The organism is Methylobacter sp. Wu1, from assembly GCF_036553575.1.
GTDB lineage: Bacteria > Pseudomonadota > Gammaproteobacteria > Methylococcales > Methylomonadaceae > Methylobacter.
In genome coordinates this window covers 51,722-66,953 of record NZ_JAZHOC010000060.1, presented here as the reverse complement: position 1 = coordinate 66,953, position 15,232 = coordinate 51,722, and the positions used below count along the sequence as shown (strand labels likewise).

General features: G+C 55.1%; 12 protein-coding genes. 2 read left to right on the top strand and 10 right to left on the bottom strand.

Annotated elements, in window-relative coordinates:
- Nucleotides 1–28: 28 nt before the first annotated feature.
- A complete protein-coding gene (locus tag V2P20_RS12225; RefSeq protein WP_331818687.1) occupies nt 29–688 on the top strand; it encodes a TlpA family protein disulfide reductase in 660 nt (219 codons plus the stop codon).
- A 5-nt stretch (nt 689–693) separates the two neighbouring features.
- Here the strand turns inward: V2P20_RS12225 and V2P20_RS12220 are convergent, their stop codons facing one another.
- Genes V2P20_RS12220 through V2P20_RS12200 form a run of 5 tightly spaced genes read right to left on the bottom strand, consistent with a single transcriptional unit; the run spans nt 694 to nt 9,622 of the window.
- Entirely contained in the window at nt 694–2,388 is a 1,695-nt protein-coding gene (locus V2P20_RS12220) for a diguanylate cyclase (RefSeq protein WP_331818685.1), read from the bottom strand.
- Between the two features lie 2 nt (nt 2,389–2,390).
- Nucleotides 2,391–2,840 carry a response regulator gene (locus V2P20_RS12215; protein WP_331818683.1) on the bottom strand — a complete coding sequence of 150 codons (450 nt, stop codon included), beginning with the start codon at nt 2,838–2,840 and terminating at the stop codon, nt 2,391–2,393.
- On the bottom strand, nt 2,830–4,992 hold the full coding sequence (locus V2P20_RS12210; protein WP_331818681.1) for a CHASE domain-containing protein: 2,163 nt from the start codon (nt 4,990–4,992) through the stop codon (nt 2,830–2,832). The genes V2P20_RS12215 and V2P20_RS12210 overlap by 11 nt, the downstream gene beginning before the upstream one ends.
- Nucleotides 4,989–7,076 (bottom strand): PAS domain S-box protein, encoded by a 2,088-nt coding sequence (locus tag V2P20_RS12205; protein ID WP_331818679.1) that lies wholly within the window; start codon nt 7,074–7,076, stop codon nt 4,989–4,991. Before V2P20_RS12205 ends, V2P20_RS12210 begins: the two co-directional genes overlap by 4 nt.
- A complete protein-coding gene (locus V2P20_RS12200; protein ID WP_331818678.1) occupies nt 7,073–9,622 on the bottom strand; it encodes an EAL domain-containing protein in 2,550 nt (849 codons plus the stop codon). The genes V2P20_RS12205 and V2P20_RS12200 overlap by 4 nt, the downstream gene beginning before the upstream one ends.
- A 393-nt stretch (nt 9,623–10,015) precedes the next feature.
- Between V2P20_RS12200 and V2P20_RS12195 the strand changes: the two genes are divergently transcribed.
- Nucleotides 10,016–11,818, top strand: a complete 1,803-nt coding sequence (locus V2P20_RS12195; protein ID WP_331818676.1) for a glycosyl hydrolase family 17 protein — start codon at nt 10,016–10,018, stop codon at nt 11,816–11,818.
- A gap of 454 nt (nt 11,819–12,272) precedes the next feature.
- On the opposite strand, the gene V2P20_RS12190 is transcribed toward V2P20_RS12195, so the two are convergent.
- The 5 genes from V2P20_RS12190 to V2P20_RS12170 form a co-directional block, all read right to left on the bottom strand.
- Nucleotides 12,273–12,914 carry a hypothetical protein gene (locus tag V2P20_RS12190; protein ID WP_331818674.1) on the bottom strand — a complete coding sequence of 214 codons (642 nt, stop codon included), beginning with the start codon at nt 12,912–12,914 and terminating at the stop codon, nt 12,273–12,275.
- Nucleotides 12,915–13,122: 208 nt separating this feature from the next.
- Nucleotides 13,123–13,590 (bottom strand): SRPBCC family protein, encoded by a 468-nt coding sequence (locus tag V2P20_RS12185; protein WP_331818672.1) that lies wholly within the window; start codon nt 13,588–13,590, stop codon nt 13,123–13,125.
- A gap of 130 nt (nt 13,591–13,720) precedes the next feature.
- Nucleotides 13,721–14,107 (bottom strand): DUF4440 domain-containing protein, encoded by a 387-nt coding sequence (locus V2P20_RS12180; protein WP_331818670.1) that lies wholly within the window; start codon nt 14,105–14,107, stop codon nt 13,721–13,723.
- Nucleotides 14,108–14,154: 47 nt separating this feature from the next.
- Nucleotides 14,155–14,715: a hypothetical protein gene (locus tag V2P20_RS12175; protein ID WP_331818668.1), complete on the bottom strand. Its 561-nt coding sequence runs from the start codon at nt 14,713–14,715 to the stop codon at nt 14,155–14,157.
- 65 nt (nt 14,716–14,780) lie between these two features.
- Entirely contained in the window at nt 14,781–15,194 is a 414-nt protein-coding gene (locus V2P20_RS12170; protein ID WP_331818667.1) for a hypothetical protein, read from the bottom strand.
- Nucleotides 15,195–15,232 lie beyond the last annotated feature (38 nt).

Below are 15,232 nucleotides of genomic sequence, written 5' to 3'. Positions count from 1 at the left end.
AACTATTCGGTTTTACGGAAGAGCAAAAATGACCGCACAAATAGGCCAGCCAGCACCACTGTTATCGGTTTCCGACTGGGTTCAGGGCGGACCGGTCAATTTCGATCAGATGACTGGCCGGGTCGTGCTGGTGGAAGTGTTTCAGGTCAACTGTCCGGGCTGTTTTTTATATGCCTTGCCGCAGGCCATCTATCTGCATGAGCATTATGCGGGTCAGGGATTGTCGGTTTTAGGCGTAGCGACGGCGTTTGAGGATTTCGATAAAAACAATCTGGGCAATCTGGTCCGGCTGGCCGAAACAGGCCAGGTTGTCGGCGAGACGCTGCTCGCATTGAGCCAGCGCGGCGAGCTGATCGACGGACGCCTGCCCTATCGCATCCCTTTTCCGCTGGCCATGGATCGCCTGAACAAGCGTGAGGGCGATATAACCGACGATGATATCCTGCTCTTCATCAGGACGCGCGTGCCCGACTTTGATCAACAGCCGGAAGCGCATCAGCAACAACTCTACAAGCGAGTACAGAGCTATTTTCAATCCCTGCTTTACCGGGCAGAGACCTTCGAGCGCTTCGACCTGAAAGGCACGCCTTCGCATATTCTGGTCGACAAACGCGGCGTTTTAAGGGATTGCGCTTTTGGCGCCTGTCCGGAACTGGAAGCGCGCATAAAGGATTTGCTGCAGGAATAATCCCGTCAATCCGGACAACGCTGGCACGTAACCTTGACCCGATTGCGCCCGCCTGATTTGGCGCGGTAAAGCGCATGGTCGGCGCGAATCAGAACCGCGTCGGCCTGGGCATCTGCCACTTCCATAGCCGCAATGCCGATGCTTACCGTCGTGGAGATGGACTGGCCGTCGATCTTCAGCGGCATGTCCGCAATTTTCTGGCGCAAACGATCGGCAAAAACAACGGCCGCAGCCAAGTCTGTCCCGGACAGGTAGATAGAAAACTCCTCGCCGCCCAGCCGGCCTATCGTATCGACCTTGCGCAATTCGTGGTGCATCAATGCCGCAACATGCTTGAGCATCTCATCGCCGACCGCATGGCCGTAAGTATCATTGACGCGCTTGAAATGATCGATATCCAGCATGAGCACGGATACATGATGGTGTTCGAGGCGCTGCAGGCGCGCCAGCTCCTCGGCCAGCCGGGCCATAAAATGGCGGCGGTTGCACAGGCCGGTCAGCGCATCGGTCGTAGCCATTTCCCAGAGCTCGGCTTCCAGGCGCTTGCGCTCGCTGATGTCGAGTTTGACGCCGACAAAATGATTGATGTCGCCATTCTCGTCCCTGACCGGAGCGATCGAGAATTCCTCATGGTAAAGACTGCCATCCTTGCGCCTGTTGATCAGTTCGCCGTGCCAGGTTCCGCCTTTCAGAATGGTCTGCCATAAATTCTGATAGAACGCCTCGTCCTGCAGACCCGATTTCACCAGCTCCGTCGGCCGGAAACCGATCGCTTCTTCCTTCGTATAACCCGTCAGCGTCTCGAAGGCCGGGTTGACCCATTCAATTCTGGCCTCCGTATCGGTAATGACAACACCGTGATTAACGGCTTCGAGCGCCGCGACCAACAAGCGGTCGCGTGCCTCGACCAGCTTGCGTTCGGTAATGTCCTGATGAGATACGACAACATAGCGGCTGTCGGTTTGAAAGCGCGTCACGCGCGCGACGAACCAGTGCTGTTCATTTTTCGAGTGACAGGGATATTCCATGACGAAAGTATCCTGTTCACCCTCGATGACAGACCGGATGCCGGCCGCCATTGACGCGGCCTGCTCCGAACCGGGACCGACAGCGTTATCGCAGACTCTCAGGTAATTGGTTCCTGACATGGAATCGCTATGTCCGGGGAAGTTTTTCTCGTAGAAATTGCGCCAGGACTGATTGACGATGACTATTTTGCCGCTCCGATCGATCACACAGATATGCGCGCTCAACGCATCTATCGTCGAAATGGCGAACTGCTCCGAATCGTGCAGGCGATGTTCCAGCCGGGCCCGGCTGATGGCATAACGGATGGCGCGAATCAGGCCTTCAGTGTCGAAGCTGCCTTTGACCAGATAATCCTGAGCGCCGTAATCGAGAGTACGCAGCGCGAAATCCGTATCGTCACGGCCGGTCAGTACAATGATGGGCAACGGGCCGGCCGCCTGCCGGCAGGCGTGCACGGTTTCAAGCCCGCTGGAATCGGGCAATGACAGATCCAGCAGCAAAACATCGTAAGGCAGACTCTCATGGAACTGTGCCCGTGCCTCGGCAAGCGTAGCGACCCAGGTGATATAAAAATTCACGGACCGGGCCGCGAGCAAGGTCGAACGGATCAGATGGGCATCGCCCGGTTCATCCTCGACCAGCAATATGCGACAGAGTGTCGTATCGATCATATTTAACTCTTCCTGGGCAAGCGCGTCAGGGTAAACCAGTAGCTATCGATCTGACGGATAGCGTCGATGAACTGTTCCATATCCACCGGCTTGGTGATGTAGCTGGCTGCGCCCAATTGGTAGGACGCCAGCACATCGCGCTCGGCATCCGAAGTCGTCAATACCACGATCGGAATGCTCGCCAGCGCCTCATCGGACTTGACAGCCGACATCAACTCGCGGCCATTCATACGCGGCATATTGAGATCGAGCAGAATCAGGTCAGGGCGCGGCGCCGTGCGGTAAGCGTCCCCCTCGCGGTGCAGAAAGGCCAGAGCCTCAACGCCGTCAGCCACATGGTGCAGATTGCAGAAGACTTTGTTCTGCTTCAGCGCCGCACGCACCAGATTGGCGTCGGCCGGCTCGTCTTCGATCAGCAGGATATCGAAAGGTTGGGCATTTTCAAGCATCATTTTTTATTTTTCCATCCGGCAATTCGAACACGACCATGGCGCCGCCCTGTGGCGCGTTTTCTATCCAAATGCTTCCATTGCGGCTCTCGACGATGCGCCGGGCAATCGATAAGCCGATGCCCGAACCTTCCGTACTGCCGGGTTTCAGGCGTTCGAAAATTTCGAAAACGCGCCGGCGGTACTCGACAGGAATGCCTGCGCCATTGTCGCTGATACGGTAACGGCTCAGCGCGCCGTCGCGCTCACCGCTGATGTAAACCTGTGGCCGGCTGCCGGCATCTTCAGGCCTACCGTAGCGCAGCGCGTTATCCAGTATCTCCGTAAACAAATCCATCAGGCGCGGGCGGTCGAGCATAGCCTGCGGCAGATTTCCGGCCATGACGATGGCCTCCAGATCCGTCCATCGCGAAGACAGGCGTTGTTTGACAGCTATCAGCGCCGCGTTCGCATCCTCTAACCGCAGAATGCCGTACGGCTCGCCGGCCGCCAGGTAAAGCTGAATATCACGCACCAGTCCGCGCAAATGGTCGGCATCTCTCTCGAGCGTATCGAGAGAGATGCCGATCTCCTGATCTTCATGCAGTTCTGTCAGACGCTGCCGGAGACGTTGTGTATAGATTGTGAAACGGCGCACCGGTTCCATCAAATGGTGCGCCGAAATCTCGGCAAAGCGGGTCAGCTCGGCATTGGCGCGCCGCAAGGCTTCTTCGGTCAATTTATGCTCGGTAATATCCAAGCCCGAGCCGATATAACCGATAAAATTGCGGCTATCATCAAAGCGCGGTATGCCGACATCGGCAATCCAGCGGTATTCGCCGTCATGGCGCTTTATACGATATTCCATCCGGAACGGCTCACGGCGGTCAAAATGGCTGACATAACAGTCGATGCAGCGTTGCAGATCGTCCGCATGCACCACCTGCACCCAGCCGTCGCCTATCTCCTGCTCCATGCTCCGGCCGGTGAAATCCAGCCAGCCTTTGTTGAACCAGAAGCAGCGCTTATCCTTGCCTGCCATCCATATCAGCACAGGCGCCGAGTCGGCCATGAGACGAAAGCGCATTTCGCTTTCCTTGAGTTCGCGCGTCATGCCTTCCGCTAAGGCAAGCGCACGCGCCTGCCCCGTCGCCAACAGCCAGGCCAGCAGCGACAGCAACAGACTCAGCGCGATGCCGACAATGGCGATGAGTTTCGGTTTGCCCTTGCTCATACGCGCTTCGAACGCCGGCTGGGAGTGTATCGCCAGCGTCCAGAGGTGGTCCGCGATCCGGATGTGCCTGACGGTTTTGAAGCGCGGGGGCTGTGTATGAATATTGCCGGATATGTTGTGGCTATCGAACATTTTTGCCTGCTCGGACACGGCCTCACCATCATAAATTTCGAGATCAAGCTCGGCGGCGCGCTCACCGCCGATGCCGATCATCAGATCATCCATGCGGAACGGTGCGTACACCCAGCCGACGATATTGGCGCGGCGTTCTGCCGGTGTGTCATGCGGCAAACCGTTCCTGTAGACCGGCAGATACATCAGAAATCCGGCCTGCACCTGCTCATCGGTTTCCTGTACCAGCGTCACCTTGCTTGAAACGCTGGTTCCGCCCAGATCCCGCGCCTGTATCATGGCCGCCCGCCGCACGGGCTCGACATACATGTCATAACCAAAGGCGCGCAGATTGCGGCCGCTGAAAGGTTCCAACTGGACAATGGATGTATAGACTTCGCGCTCACCCTCAGGATGGATCGTATAATCGGCAAAGCCTTGCCGGCGCATGGCGTTGATATGCTCGTCCCTGTCCGCTTTCGGCACGATGAGCGCATAACCGAGCCCCTGAATGCCCGGATAACGCTGTTCAAGCTGCAGCATCACAACGTAGTTGCGGAATTCGTCGCGCTCGACATTGACGGACGCTGCGAATAACCCGCGCGCACCGCGCAACACCTGTTCGTAAGTGGCCATACGCTGTTCGATGTGTTCCACGGTTTCACGGACGCGGAAATCGAAATCGGTTTTCAGGTTATGCTCGGCCTGTTGCCGGGCGTTATGCCAGACCGCATAGGTTGTGCCCAGTGAAACACTCAGCACAAGAAAAAACAGCAACTGCGAACCTATCCCGCCATGCAGGAAATGAGCATTTCCAATAACCGGTCTCATGAGCGAGCCTCTTCTTCAGGCGGCTTTATGGGCATTTCGAAAATAAACGTGCTGCCCTGTCCCTCGCCCGCCGATTCCGCCCGGATGCGGCCGCCGTGATGTTCGACTATGCGGCGGCACAATGCCAGCCCCATGCCTGTCCCTTCAAAGCGGGCCCGCGACTGCAATCGGCTGAAAAAATAAAACAGACGGTCAATCTGCTGCGGATCGATGCCTATGCCGTTATCGCGCACACTGACGCGCCAGCTGTTCGCCGATACAGCCGATTCCACTTCAATGCGCGGCGCATGCCCGGCCTCATGATACTTGACGGCATTGCCGATCAGGTTCTGGAACAGCCGGGTCATTTCGTCGCGGCTGGCAAAGATGCGCGGCCACTGGCCACCGATATTGAGCTCGGCACCGGCCTCTTCGATGGCGGGAGCCAAAAAGCCGAGCGCCTCATCCAATGCCTCTTTGCTCGACATCCAGCGTTTGGATTCGGTCTTGCGGCCCACGCGCGAGTAATCGAGCAACGATACGATCATCTCATCCATGCGCCTGGCGCCGTCCAGCGCAAAATTCAGGTTTTCCCTGTCCTCATCGTCCAGCTTGCCGCTCAATCCCCTTTCCAGCAGTTGCAGATGGCCGACCACAGTGCGCAACGGCTGGCGCATATCGTGCGAAACACTGTAGGCGAACTGTTCGAGATCGACATTCGATTGCAGCAGCGCAGCTTCGGCGGCTGTGCGTTTGGTGATGTCCTGATTGACGATGATCGCCCCCATGATTTCGCCATGATCATCCCGAAGCGGAATGGCCGAGTTCAGGATTGTTTTGCGCGTACCGTCAAAGCATTGGATATCGACGACCTCATCGAGTGACGTCTCGCCGTTTTTGATGGCGCGGGCAGCCGCCCATTCCTGCGCTTCGATGAGCTTGCCGGTATCATGCCACCAGCCGATATATTCGCCGTAGTGTTCCGGCTCGATATACCGGGCATCGCCCCATATGCGCCGCCCCGCTTCGTTGGCCGTCTGGATGGCGCCTTTGGTGTCGGTCACCCAAACACCTACCGGCAACGAATCCAGGACAGTGCGCAACAAAGCCTCTTTCTGTCTCAGCACCGCCTCCGAACGCTTGCGATCGGTAATGTCTTCGACGATGGACCAGATATAATCCTTGCCGTCTGCGCCCTTTATCAGCACGCCGTTAAGGCACAAGGGCACCAGACTGCCGTCCTTGCGCCGGTATTCCTTTTCATAGGGACCGTAGCGTCCGGTGCGCGCCAGTGATTCCAGTTGCCGAACCTCGTCAGCGGCATATTTTTCCGGCGTCAGCGTCCAGTAATCCAGCGTTCCGAGTTCCTGCTCCGTATAGCCGCAGATCGTCAAAAAAGCGCGATTGAACTCAACGAAATGCCCTTGCATATCGGTCAGGGCGATGCCCAATGGCGCCAATTCATAAAGTCCGCACAGCTTTTCTCCGCTGGCCCGCAAGGCGGCCTGGGCCTGATGCGCCGCCGTGACGTCACGGTTGCTGGCGCGATGCCCCATCGATTGCCCGTCGTCGCCAGTAATGGCCTGACAGTAATGGGTGATCCAGCGGATTTCGCCGTCGCGCCTGACGATGCGAAAATCGACCGGCTCCCTGACTCCGCGGGCTATATCGTGAAAGTGCCGCGTCATGACCGGGCGATCCTCGGAATAAACTATGCGCATGAGCAGGTCGGGGTCGGCGATGAATTCGGCTGGCGTATAACCTGTGACCCGCTCGCAGGCAGGCGACATGTAAATGATTTCCTGGTCCGCCCCCTGCCAGTATTCCCAGTCGAACATATGATCGGCCACTGTGCGGTATTTGGCTTCCTGTTTCGACAGCGCCTCGATCGCCTCCTGCTGACGCTTCCAGCTCCGATAAGCCAGCCCCATCGAAACCAGCGCCATCAGCATCAACAGCGCTCCCAGTCCGGCTTGTGCCCGGCTTTGCTGATAGCTTTGGTAAGTTAACATTGCCGCCAGGGCAAAGGCGAGCAGATCGGCCAGCAGAACGCCCAAAACCAATCGCTTCGAACTGGCAGGCGCCGGCGACATTTTCAAACTCACGCCGTCTCCGCACTATGCAGTCGGGCGCGCCAGGATTCGACCGGCTCAGGTCTGCCATACAGATACCCCTGATGAATGATTGGGCCGCGCGCGTTCAGAAAATCGGCCTGCACCTGAGTTTCAACCCCTTCCGCGACGACTCGCAGGTTCAGATGCTGCGCCACCGACAGAATGACTTCCACCAGTGCGGCATCGCTGGGATCGACAGTCGCCTCCTGGATAAAGCTCTTGTCTATTTTAAGTTCATGGATAGGCAGGCGCTTCAGGTAAGCCAGACTGGAATAGCCGGTACCGAAATCATCCATGGAAAAATGCACGCCCAATCCGGTCAATTCCGTCATTTTGGCTACGACATCGCCCATGTCGGCGATCATGAGCCCTTCGGTCACTTCCAGTATCAGGTGCGCCGGATTCGCATCATGGTTGGCCAGCAGGTGCTTGATATTTTCGGCAAAATCGGCCTGCCGAAAATGGCGCGGGCTGATGTTGACGGATATGGACAAGGCAGCGCCCTCGTTTTCCAGATCCGCCAATAACCGGCAGACTGCGGCCAGCACCCAACGGTCCAGGGCGGTAATAAGGCCGGTCGCCTCGGCCAATGGAATGAATTGATCGGGCGGGATCAGGCCCCGTTCCGGATGCTGCCAGCGAACCAGCGCTTCTGCACCGACCTGCCTGCCTGCGGCATTGACCTGCGGCTGCAGATAAAGCCGCAATTGATTGCTGCCGATGGCGGCACGCAACTCGCCTTCCAGCCGGAAGCGCTCCTTGATGCCCTCGCCCATCGCCGTCTCGAAAAACACGGTGTTGCCGCCGCCTTTTGCCTTGGCTTTCGCCATTGCCATATCGGCCTGGCGCAACACATCCGTGGCGGTTTCCTGCAGCGGCTCGGACAGTAAAGCGATACCGATGCTGACGTCAAAATGCACGGCTTCGCCTTCCAGTTCGATGCTTTCGTTCAGCGCGGCCCGCAGCGTTTCGCTCAGGGCAAGCGCCTCCCGGCCGGCGGCTTCAAGACAGGCGGAAAGCTCCGGCAACAATATCGCGAATTCGTCGGAGTCCAGCCGCGCCAGCAACTGGCCCGGCTTCAATATCCGGCTCAGGCGTTCGGCCACTTTTTTGAGCAAGGCATCGCCGACGGCAAACCCGCGCGCCTCATTGATATTTTTAAAGCGGTCGATGTTGATCAGCAGCACCTCGGCAAAGCCGCCCTCGCGCCGCACATGAGCCAACAGTTGTTCCAGCTGCTTCAGAAACAGCGCGCGGTTGGCCAGTCCCGTCAGGGGATCATTCCAGGCCAGAAGCTCGACGGTTTCCTGGGCGTAACGGATTTCGCTCAGATCGGCAAATACGGCCATATAGTTTGTAACGCTGCCCGCCTCATCCCTGACAACGCTCAGCGTCACCCATTCCGGAAAAATCTGGCCGTTTTTGCGCTTGTTCCAGATTTCGCCGACCCACTCGCCGCTCTGGTGCAAAGACTGCCATAGGCTCTGATAGAAGAACGCGTCGTGTCGGCCGGAAGCGAGTATACGGGGATTTTTTCCGGCTATTTCCTGCTCGGTATAGCCGGTAATGCGCATAAAAGCCGGATTGACCGCCACGATATTGGCATCGGCATCCGTGACCATGATGGCCTCGCCTGTGGTTTCGAACACGCGCACGGCAAGGCGCTGGCGCGCCTCGACCTGTTTATGCGCAGTAATGTCGCGGCCGAACACGACCAGTCCCTTGCGGCGGCCGTCTTCATGAAAAAGCGGCACTTTCGTGATATGGAATATCAGTGATGATCCATCCGGGCGCGGAATGGTTTCTTCCGAATGCCTGATGCCGCGAGCCTGCCAGACCGCCTCGTCACTGGCTTCGCATTCTATGAACGCTTCACGGTAGAATTTCTGGTATAAAGCCAGCTCCGAACTTTTCCTGCCGCGATAGTGAACATTGTCGAGCTGGAAAAGCCGAAGCGTGAAGTCATTCGCCTCCAGCCAGCGCCCTTCGCCATCCTTGAAACAGACGATGTCCGGCAAGGCATTGGTCAGGGTCTGCAAATGCATGCCGGTCTCGGCCAGACGCTGCTCCAGGCGCCGGCGACTGATGGCGTAACGAATGGCCCGTACAAGACTGTCGGTATCGAAACAGCCTTTGACCAGATAGTCCTGGGCTCCCAGCGTCAATGTCTGCAGGGCAAAATCGGTATCGTCGCGGCCGGTCAGCACGATCAGCGGCAGCCTATCCGCCGCCTGCCGGCCGGCATGTACCGTATCGAGGCCGCTGGAATCGGGCAACGACAGATCCAGCAGCAAGACATCGTGAGGCGGGCTGTCATGTAACTGTGCCCGTGCCTCGGCAAGCGTCGTGACCCAGGTGATATCGAAATTCACGGACCGGGCCATGCACAGGATGGAACGGATCAGATGGGCATCGCCCGGCTCATCCTCTACCAGCAAGATGCGGCAGGATTCAATTTCATCCCTGGCAGGTTCTTTTTTGCCAGATAGCGAAATGGCGTCTGCAGAGGCATAAACGGTAGAATCTTTTACAATCAATTTAACTTCCTTACAGCGTATAACAGCACGCTTTATCGTCGAATAACCATAACTATACGTTAATATAGTTAATCAGAAAACAAGGAAGAAGCTGGGCGTCAGGGCAGTCGGGCTATGTTGAAACTTCCGCCGGACGGGATGAATATCCCGTCCGGCGTTTGGACCGTAGTCGCATATAGTTAATCAGAAAATAAGGAAGAAGCTGAGCGTTATCCGCTTTAAGGCAGTCATTCTCAACTTCGGCCGTTTACAAAACAGAAAGCGGAATAGTGAATCCGGCATTTATCCCTTGATCGGCACAACCGACTTCTGACGTTGTATTGCCCCACTTTATTAAGGGATAATAGGTCAATTGTCATCTCGCCCTTACTTCTCATCTGCCCAATAAAAATCATGAAAAAATCTAGCCTTATTATGCTCGTCGCATTGGCGGTGGTACTGAACGGATTGTTCGGCTGGCTCAACAACAGGCCGGTCGACGTCGGTCCCGATGTACCGGACGGCAAACTGACCAGTCTGTCCTTTGCGCCGTACCGTTACGGTCAAAGCCCTATAGAAAAAATACTACCGACGCCCGAGCAAATCGAGGAAGACATCAGCCTGCTGGCCGATAAGACCCATTCGATACGCACCTATACGAGCCTGGAAGGCTTCGAGGTAGTGCCCGCTCTGGCGCGCAAGTACGGGCTGAGCATGATCCAGGGCGCCTGGCTGACTTATGAACAGCCTTTTGACCCCGCCCAGTTCAGCCCCGAAGAAGTGCAGAAAATGAACGAAGCCAAGGAACATAACCACCTGGAAATCCAGGAACTGATCCGCTCGGCAAACGCCAATCCGGACGTCGTCAAGCGGGTCATGGTCGGGAATGAAGTGTTGCTGCGCGGCGAGATGGCACCGGAAAAGCTGATCGAATACATCCGCGAAGTCAAAAAAGCCGTCAAACAGCCTGTTTCCTATGCCGATGTCTGGTCGTTTTATATGAAATACCCCGAAATCGGCAAGGAAGTCGATTTCATTACCATCCACATTCTGCCCTATTGGGAAGACGAGCCGCTGGAAGTCAATGACGCCATCGCGCATATCGAGAAAACTTACAAGCAGGTTTATGACCAAGTGCAGGCGCTGTACCCCGGCAAACCGATCCTGATCGGCGAATCCGGCTGGCCCAGCAATGGCCGCCAGCGCGGCTGGGCCATACCGAGCGTCGCGAACGAGGCGAAATTCATCCGCGGCCTGATCCAGGTATCCAAGAAAAACGGCTTCGACCTGAACATCGTCGAAGCCTTCAACCAGCCCTGGAAAAGCGCGCTGGAAGGCGTCGTGGGCGCGAACTGGGGACTGTTATCCGCCGATCGCACGCCGGTCTTCCCGTTGACCGGCAAAGTGGTTGAAGACCCGAACTGGGTAAACAAGCTGATGGTATCGACCGTCATCATGCTGCTGGCTGTCGCCTATTACTTCAAGCCCTTGTCGCAGCTGCCGCTGCCGCGTTTGGCCCTGTTTCTGGCTTTTGCGCAACTGCTGGCGTCGCTGCTGGTCATGCATGCTGATGAATTATGGGCCGCCAGCTTCAACCCGCTGCAAAGCGCCGGCACTGTCGCGATCGTTATCATCAACACGCTGTTGGCCGTTTGCCTGGTGCAGCGCGCCATGGCCGTGCTGAACAATAAATCGGCCAATGAGAAACTCGGCGCATGGCTGCAGGGCGTCTATCTGGTCCTGATCGCGCTGGCTGTCTATAAAACCTATACGCTGGCGCTGGATGGGCGCTATATCAGCTTCCCTTATGACATGACCTCTATCGCCGTGACCGGCATGCTGGGCCTGATCGCCATGCGTTATCTTGATGAGAGGACGTTGTCTGCAGGAATGCTGGACTTCGACAGACTGGTCGGCTACAGTCAGGCCAGCCCGAAACGCAACAGGATTATCGCCTATGTCCTCGTTGTCATGGGTCTGGCGCTGATTGCCGGCGAGACGCGTGCTTTCCTGATCAGCCGCGACTTTATCGAGGCCCATCCCGACCTGGCCGAGCGCTTCAAGCTGGCTTTCATTTATACAGTCACCAACAGCCAATTGCTGGTCTGGCTGGCCAGCCTGGGCGCGCTGGCGTTACCGCTTTGGGCCGGCGGCTATGAAAGCGCTGAAACCGCCTTGCTGACGCCACAGAGCGTCGAGGCCGCAGAGCAGGAATAACAGCTTGTGAATGTGGGGGCGACTTTAGTCGCCTTCATGCGTATCGTTTAAGGCGTAAACCACGAAGAACACGAAGTTCACGAAGAAAAATCCAGGTAAAAACTTCGCGCTCTTCGCGGTTTATTATCAGTCGGCTTAATCATTGATGTTACGCATGGGCTGTTTTTTATCCTGCTGGCCGCGCTGGCGGCAGGTTGCGGTTGCGGTTGCGAAACCGATCATCTCATCGTCTGAATAGTGATGCGCGTGTGCAGGTGCGAATTCACTTGTGCCCCTTGCGGGTATTCGCACTATTTTTAATGCCCATATCTCGGGGAAGCGTTTCGGGTCGAATGAATTCGACCCTACAGTTTACCTTCGCGCTGCGGTACTTTATTTAACCCGTTTCAATTCAACTGATGCGCAACATCAGTTAACCATATGTTAGGTGTCGCCTCACCGGCACAGAATATTCTTAACGCATCTCCAGCATGATTTTCTTGATTTTGCCGAGCACTTCCTGCTGCTGCGCTGAAGAAAGCTTTTTGAAATCCAACTCGAATTCGGCCCAGCTATAGGCCGCCCCATCATCGGTTTTATCCGATACGCCAATGCCGCAATCGGCGAGCACCTGCTGAATCGGCTGGCCCGCGCCTTCCAGCGTAATCGCCGCCGTCAGAACCTGCTTGATCATCGTATTGACGCGAATAAAAATGGATTGCCCGGACAGAATGTCATCGATAATTTCCCTGGCATGCTCTTCCGTGTAGCCGCGGCGCTTGGAATCCGCAAACGTTTTCATCGAAATCGTGACCGGCGGTTTTTTGTCGACTTGATACTCGACATCAAAAGACCGGCCTTGTGACGCAATCAGGCTATTGGAATCGACCACAAATTGCAGCTTGTTTTCCTTGCAGGCGACCTCAAGCCTGATCAGTTCATACTGGGCACTGCTCGGCAACGGCGATCTGGCATAGCTGTAAGACTGGTTGGTCAAGCGGTCCCGGTCCTGCTGGTAGCTCCAACCGCCGGCTGCCAATACATTGATGGGTAAAGCAATCAGAAGCGCCAGTATGATTCTGGAGGTGGATTTGCCGAAAAAAATGCGGTGCTTCATTTCGAGTCCTGAAATTTGGAAAGCTATTAACTTAATAAGATTGAAGTCGAAAGTCACGACTAAATTAAATAAATCTTAAAGCCGCTGGATTTCTGGTTCTGCCGCGCCAGCATAGGAAGACACGCTTACGGTAACTAAACAACCACCCGCTTGAGTAAGTGGTTGTTTAGTTTGAACAGTTTTTTTGCCGTAGATGCGGGTAAGCATATCATTGCGTTTGTATGCCCCACTTCGCTTGAAGATAGTCGTGGCGAGTATCGAAGATGCGTTTCAATTTATCGCCGATTAACAGGACATGCAGCAATTCACCCAGCCATCTGTAAGGCATGACGTAAAACACAATATCTTCCAATATGACACCATCAGAACATTCGCTTAATTTCACCTCATGGCTCCAGAATTTGAATGGGCCAATGCGCTGCTGGTAAATGAAACGCAACGGTTTCTGGCAATGACTGACTTCCGACAACCAAGCCATTCGTATACCCCCTACCGCTTTCATTCGATAGCTGATCATCAAGCCGGCATAAATTTCGTCGGGCACTGGCGAAGTAATGTCGACATGAAAAAAGTCGGGAGTGATGTCATTGAGATAATGCGGCGAAGAAAAGAAGCCCCAGGCCTGCTGACGGCTCATGCTTAGCCTTTGCTTCCGGTAGAGTTGATAAATTTTCATGATGTCGGGTTTGGTCTATTTGAGGATCGCTTTAACGCTTCGATCATCAGCGCTCATCAAGCAGATGGCTACCGCTTTGCCAGCCTGATTTCTTTTAGCCCTATCACAAAATTGGTCAAGGAGAGCAGCGTCAAAGGTCGGTCCCATACGAATTGTCAATCAGGCAGCGCCATTTACCGTCTAGGGACTTCTTGAATATGTAGGTAGGACGTCTGTGCATGGAGACCCTGGATTCCGTGAACCGCTCCGCCAAAAGCTCAAGCTTGCAGATGACCAGTGCGACGCCGCCGCCCTCGATGACTTGAAAATTGCTCTGACGTACCAGAAGGCTGTCGTTGAAATATGCAAATATGGCCCGGAATACTTCAGCGATTTGAGCCTTGCCATGCGCATATCTTCCAGGCTCGACAACCAGCGTGGCATCTTCTTCGTAGAAGTCCATCAATGCGTCAATGTCGCGCTGATCAATCGCTTTGTCCGCTTTCCGAATCGCTTCAATTACTTCGTGTTCTACCATTGCCTTTGCTCCTTATTGAGACCTGTTTGACGAACTTGTCAGCGCACTCACAGTTTGCGGGCTTCTTCCCATAACCGATCCCGTCCCACTTGCTTATACCAGTGTTCGAATTGAGAACGGTAGTGTTCAAAGGGCTCAGACAGCTTTGGACGGGGATCTTCGCTCAAAGCGTATGCCATGCCCTCGGAGAACCACTCAGGCGCACGCCACATCTTGATCATGCCCAATTTTTCATTTTGAAGGTGATGAATCATTTCATGGCGGACATAGTAAGGTTTCCATGCACGAGGGCTGATAACGATGCCCAAAGTCCCTATAGTAACGGCCGAACGTTTTCCTAACCCGAAGGATTGAAAACAATCCTCGGAACTGCAAAAAATGACTCTCGGTTTTTTTTCGATAGCGCCGACCGACGAGCCGACAAAATGCAAAGCCTCATTGTAGAGATGGGCCGCTTCCTGATTGCGGGACATGTCGTCTGTGCACAAGGTGCCATTGGCGCAGTACAATCCGGTCAGTTCAGGTGCCGCAACCCGAACGGGCTTAAAGAATGCCCAGGCAGCGATAGGGAGACAAAGCATGCAGATAAACAATAGACGTTTAAACATACGGATCTCTAAAGATGCATATCGTTTAAGCCGCGACGCGAAGTGGCATCGGCTTGAATGAATTATTATGCATTTTTCACCTCGATAAACCATTTTGGCTGCATGCCATCAAAATCCGTTCGAATGTTTGATGGCAGATAGCTGGCGGAGTCTAAAACAATAGGAAGACCCTCTGCTCTTTTAAACACTACCCAGTGCCAGAAATTTTTACCGTTTTCCTGATGATACTTGATGGACAGCAGCGCCAGATCAGGCAAAGTGTCCCATGATTCAAAAGGCAATTCATCAGCGGAGGTTTCAATACCTGCGGCGGAAAGCATGCGCCTTACGTATTGGGTATCAGACCAGAGAGATTTATCTGAGGCATAGATACCCATTGCGTTAGCTATTTCTTTCATCTCTGCGTAAGTCTTGCCCAAGATATTGGCTACCGATGCGATTCCGCAACCGGTTTTTTCTTCCTGTATCACTGGAATCACAGCTTGTGCCGCCCCATGCATAACAAGTAATTAGACGA

Excerpts from the sequence above, each read along its gene's own strand:
- V2P20_RS12215 (WP_331818683.1), bottom strand. The coding sequence starts at position 2,840 with ATGATGCTTGAAAATGCCCAACCTTTCGATATCCTGCTGATCGAAGAC.
- V2P20_RS12175 (WP_331818668.1), bottom strand. The coding sequence starts at position 14,715 with ATGTTTAAACGTCTATTGTTTATCTGCATGCTTTGTCTCCCTATCGCT.
- V2P20_RS12225 (WP_331818687.1), top strand. The coding sequence starts at position 29 with ATGACCGCACAAATAGGCCAGCCAGCACCACTGTTATCGGTTTCCGAC.
- V2P20_RS12185 (WP_331818672.1), bottom strand. The coding sequence starts at position 13,590 with ATGAAAATTTATCAACTCTACCGGAAGCAAAGGCTAAGCATGAGCCGT.
- V2P20_RS12220 (WP_331818685.1), bottom strand. The coding sequence starts at position 2,388 with ATGATCGATACGACACTCTGTCGCATATTGCTGGTCGAGGATGAACCG.
- V2P20_RS12195 (WP_331818676.1), top strand. The coding sequence starts at position 10,016 with ATGAAAAAATCTAGCCTTATTATGCTCGTCGCATTGGCGGTGGTACTG.
- V2P20_RS12190 (WP_331818674.1), bottom strand. The coding sequence starts at position 12,914 with ATGAAGCACCGCATTTTTTTCGGCAAATCCACCTCCAGAATCATACTG.
- V2P20_RS12210 (WP_331818681.1), bottom strand. The coding sequence starts at position 4,992 with ATGAGACCGGTTATTGGAAATGCTCATTTCCTGCATGGCGGGATAGGT.
- V2P20_RS12180 (WP_331818670.1), bottom strand. The coding sequence starts at position 14,107 with ATGGTAGAACACGAAGTAATTGAAGCGATTCGGAAAGCGGACAAAGCG.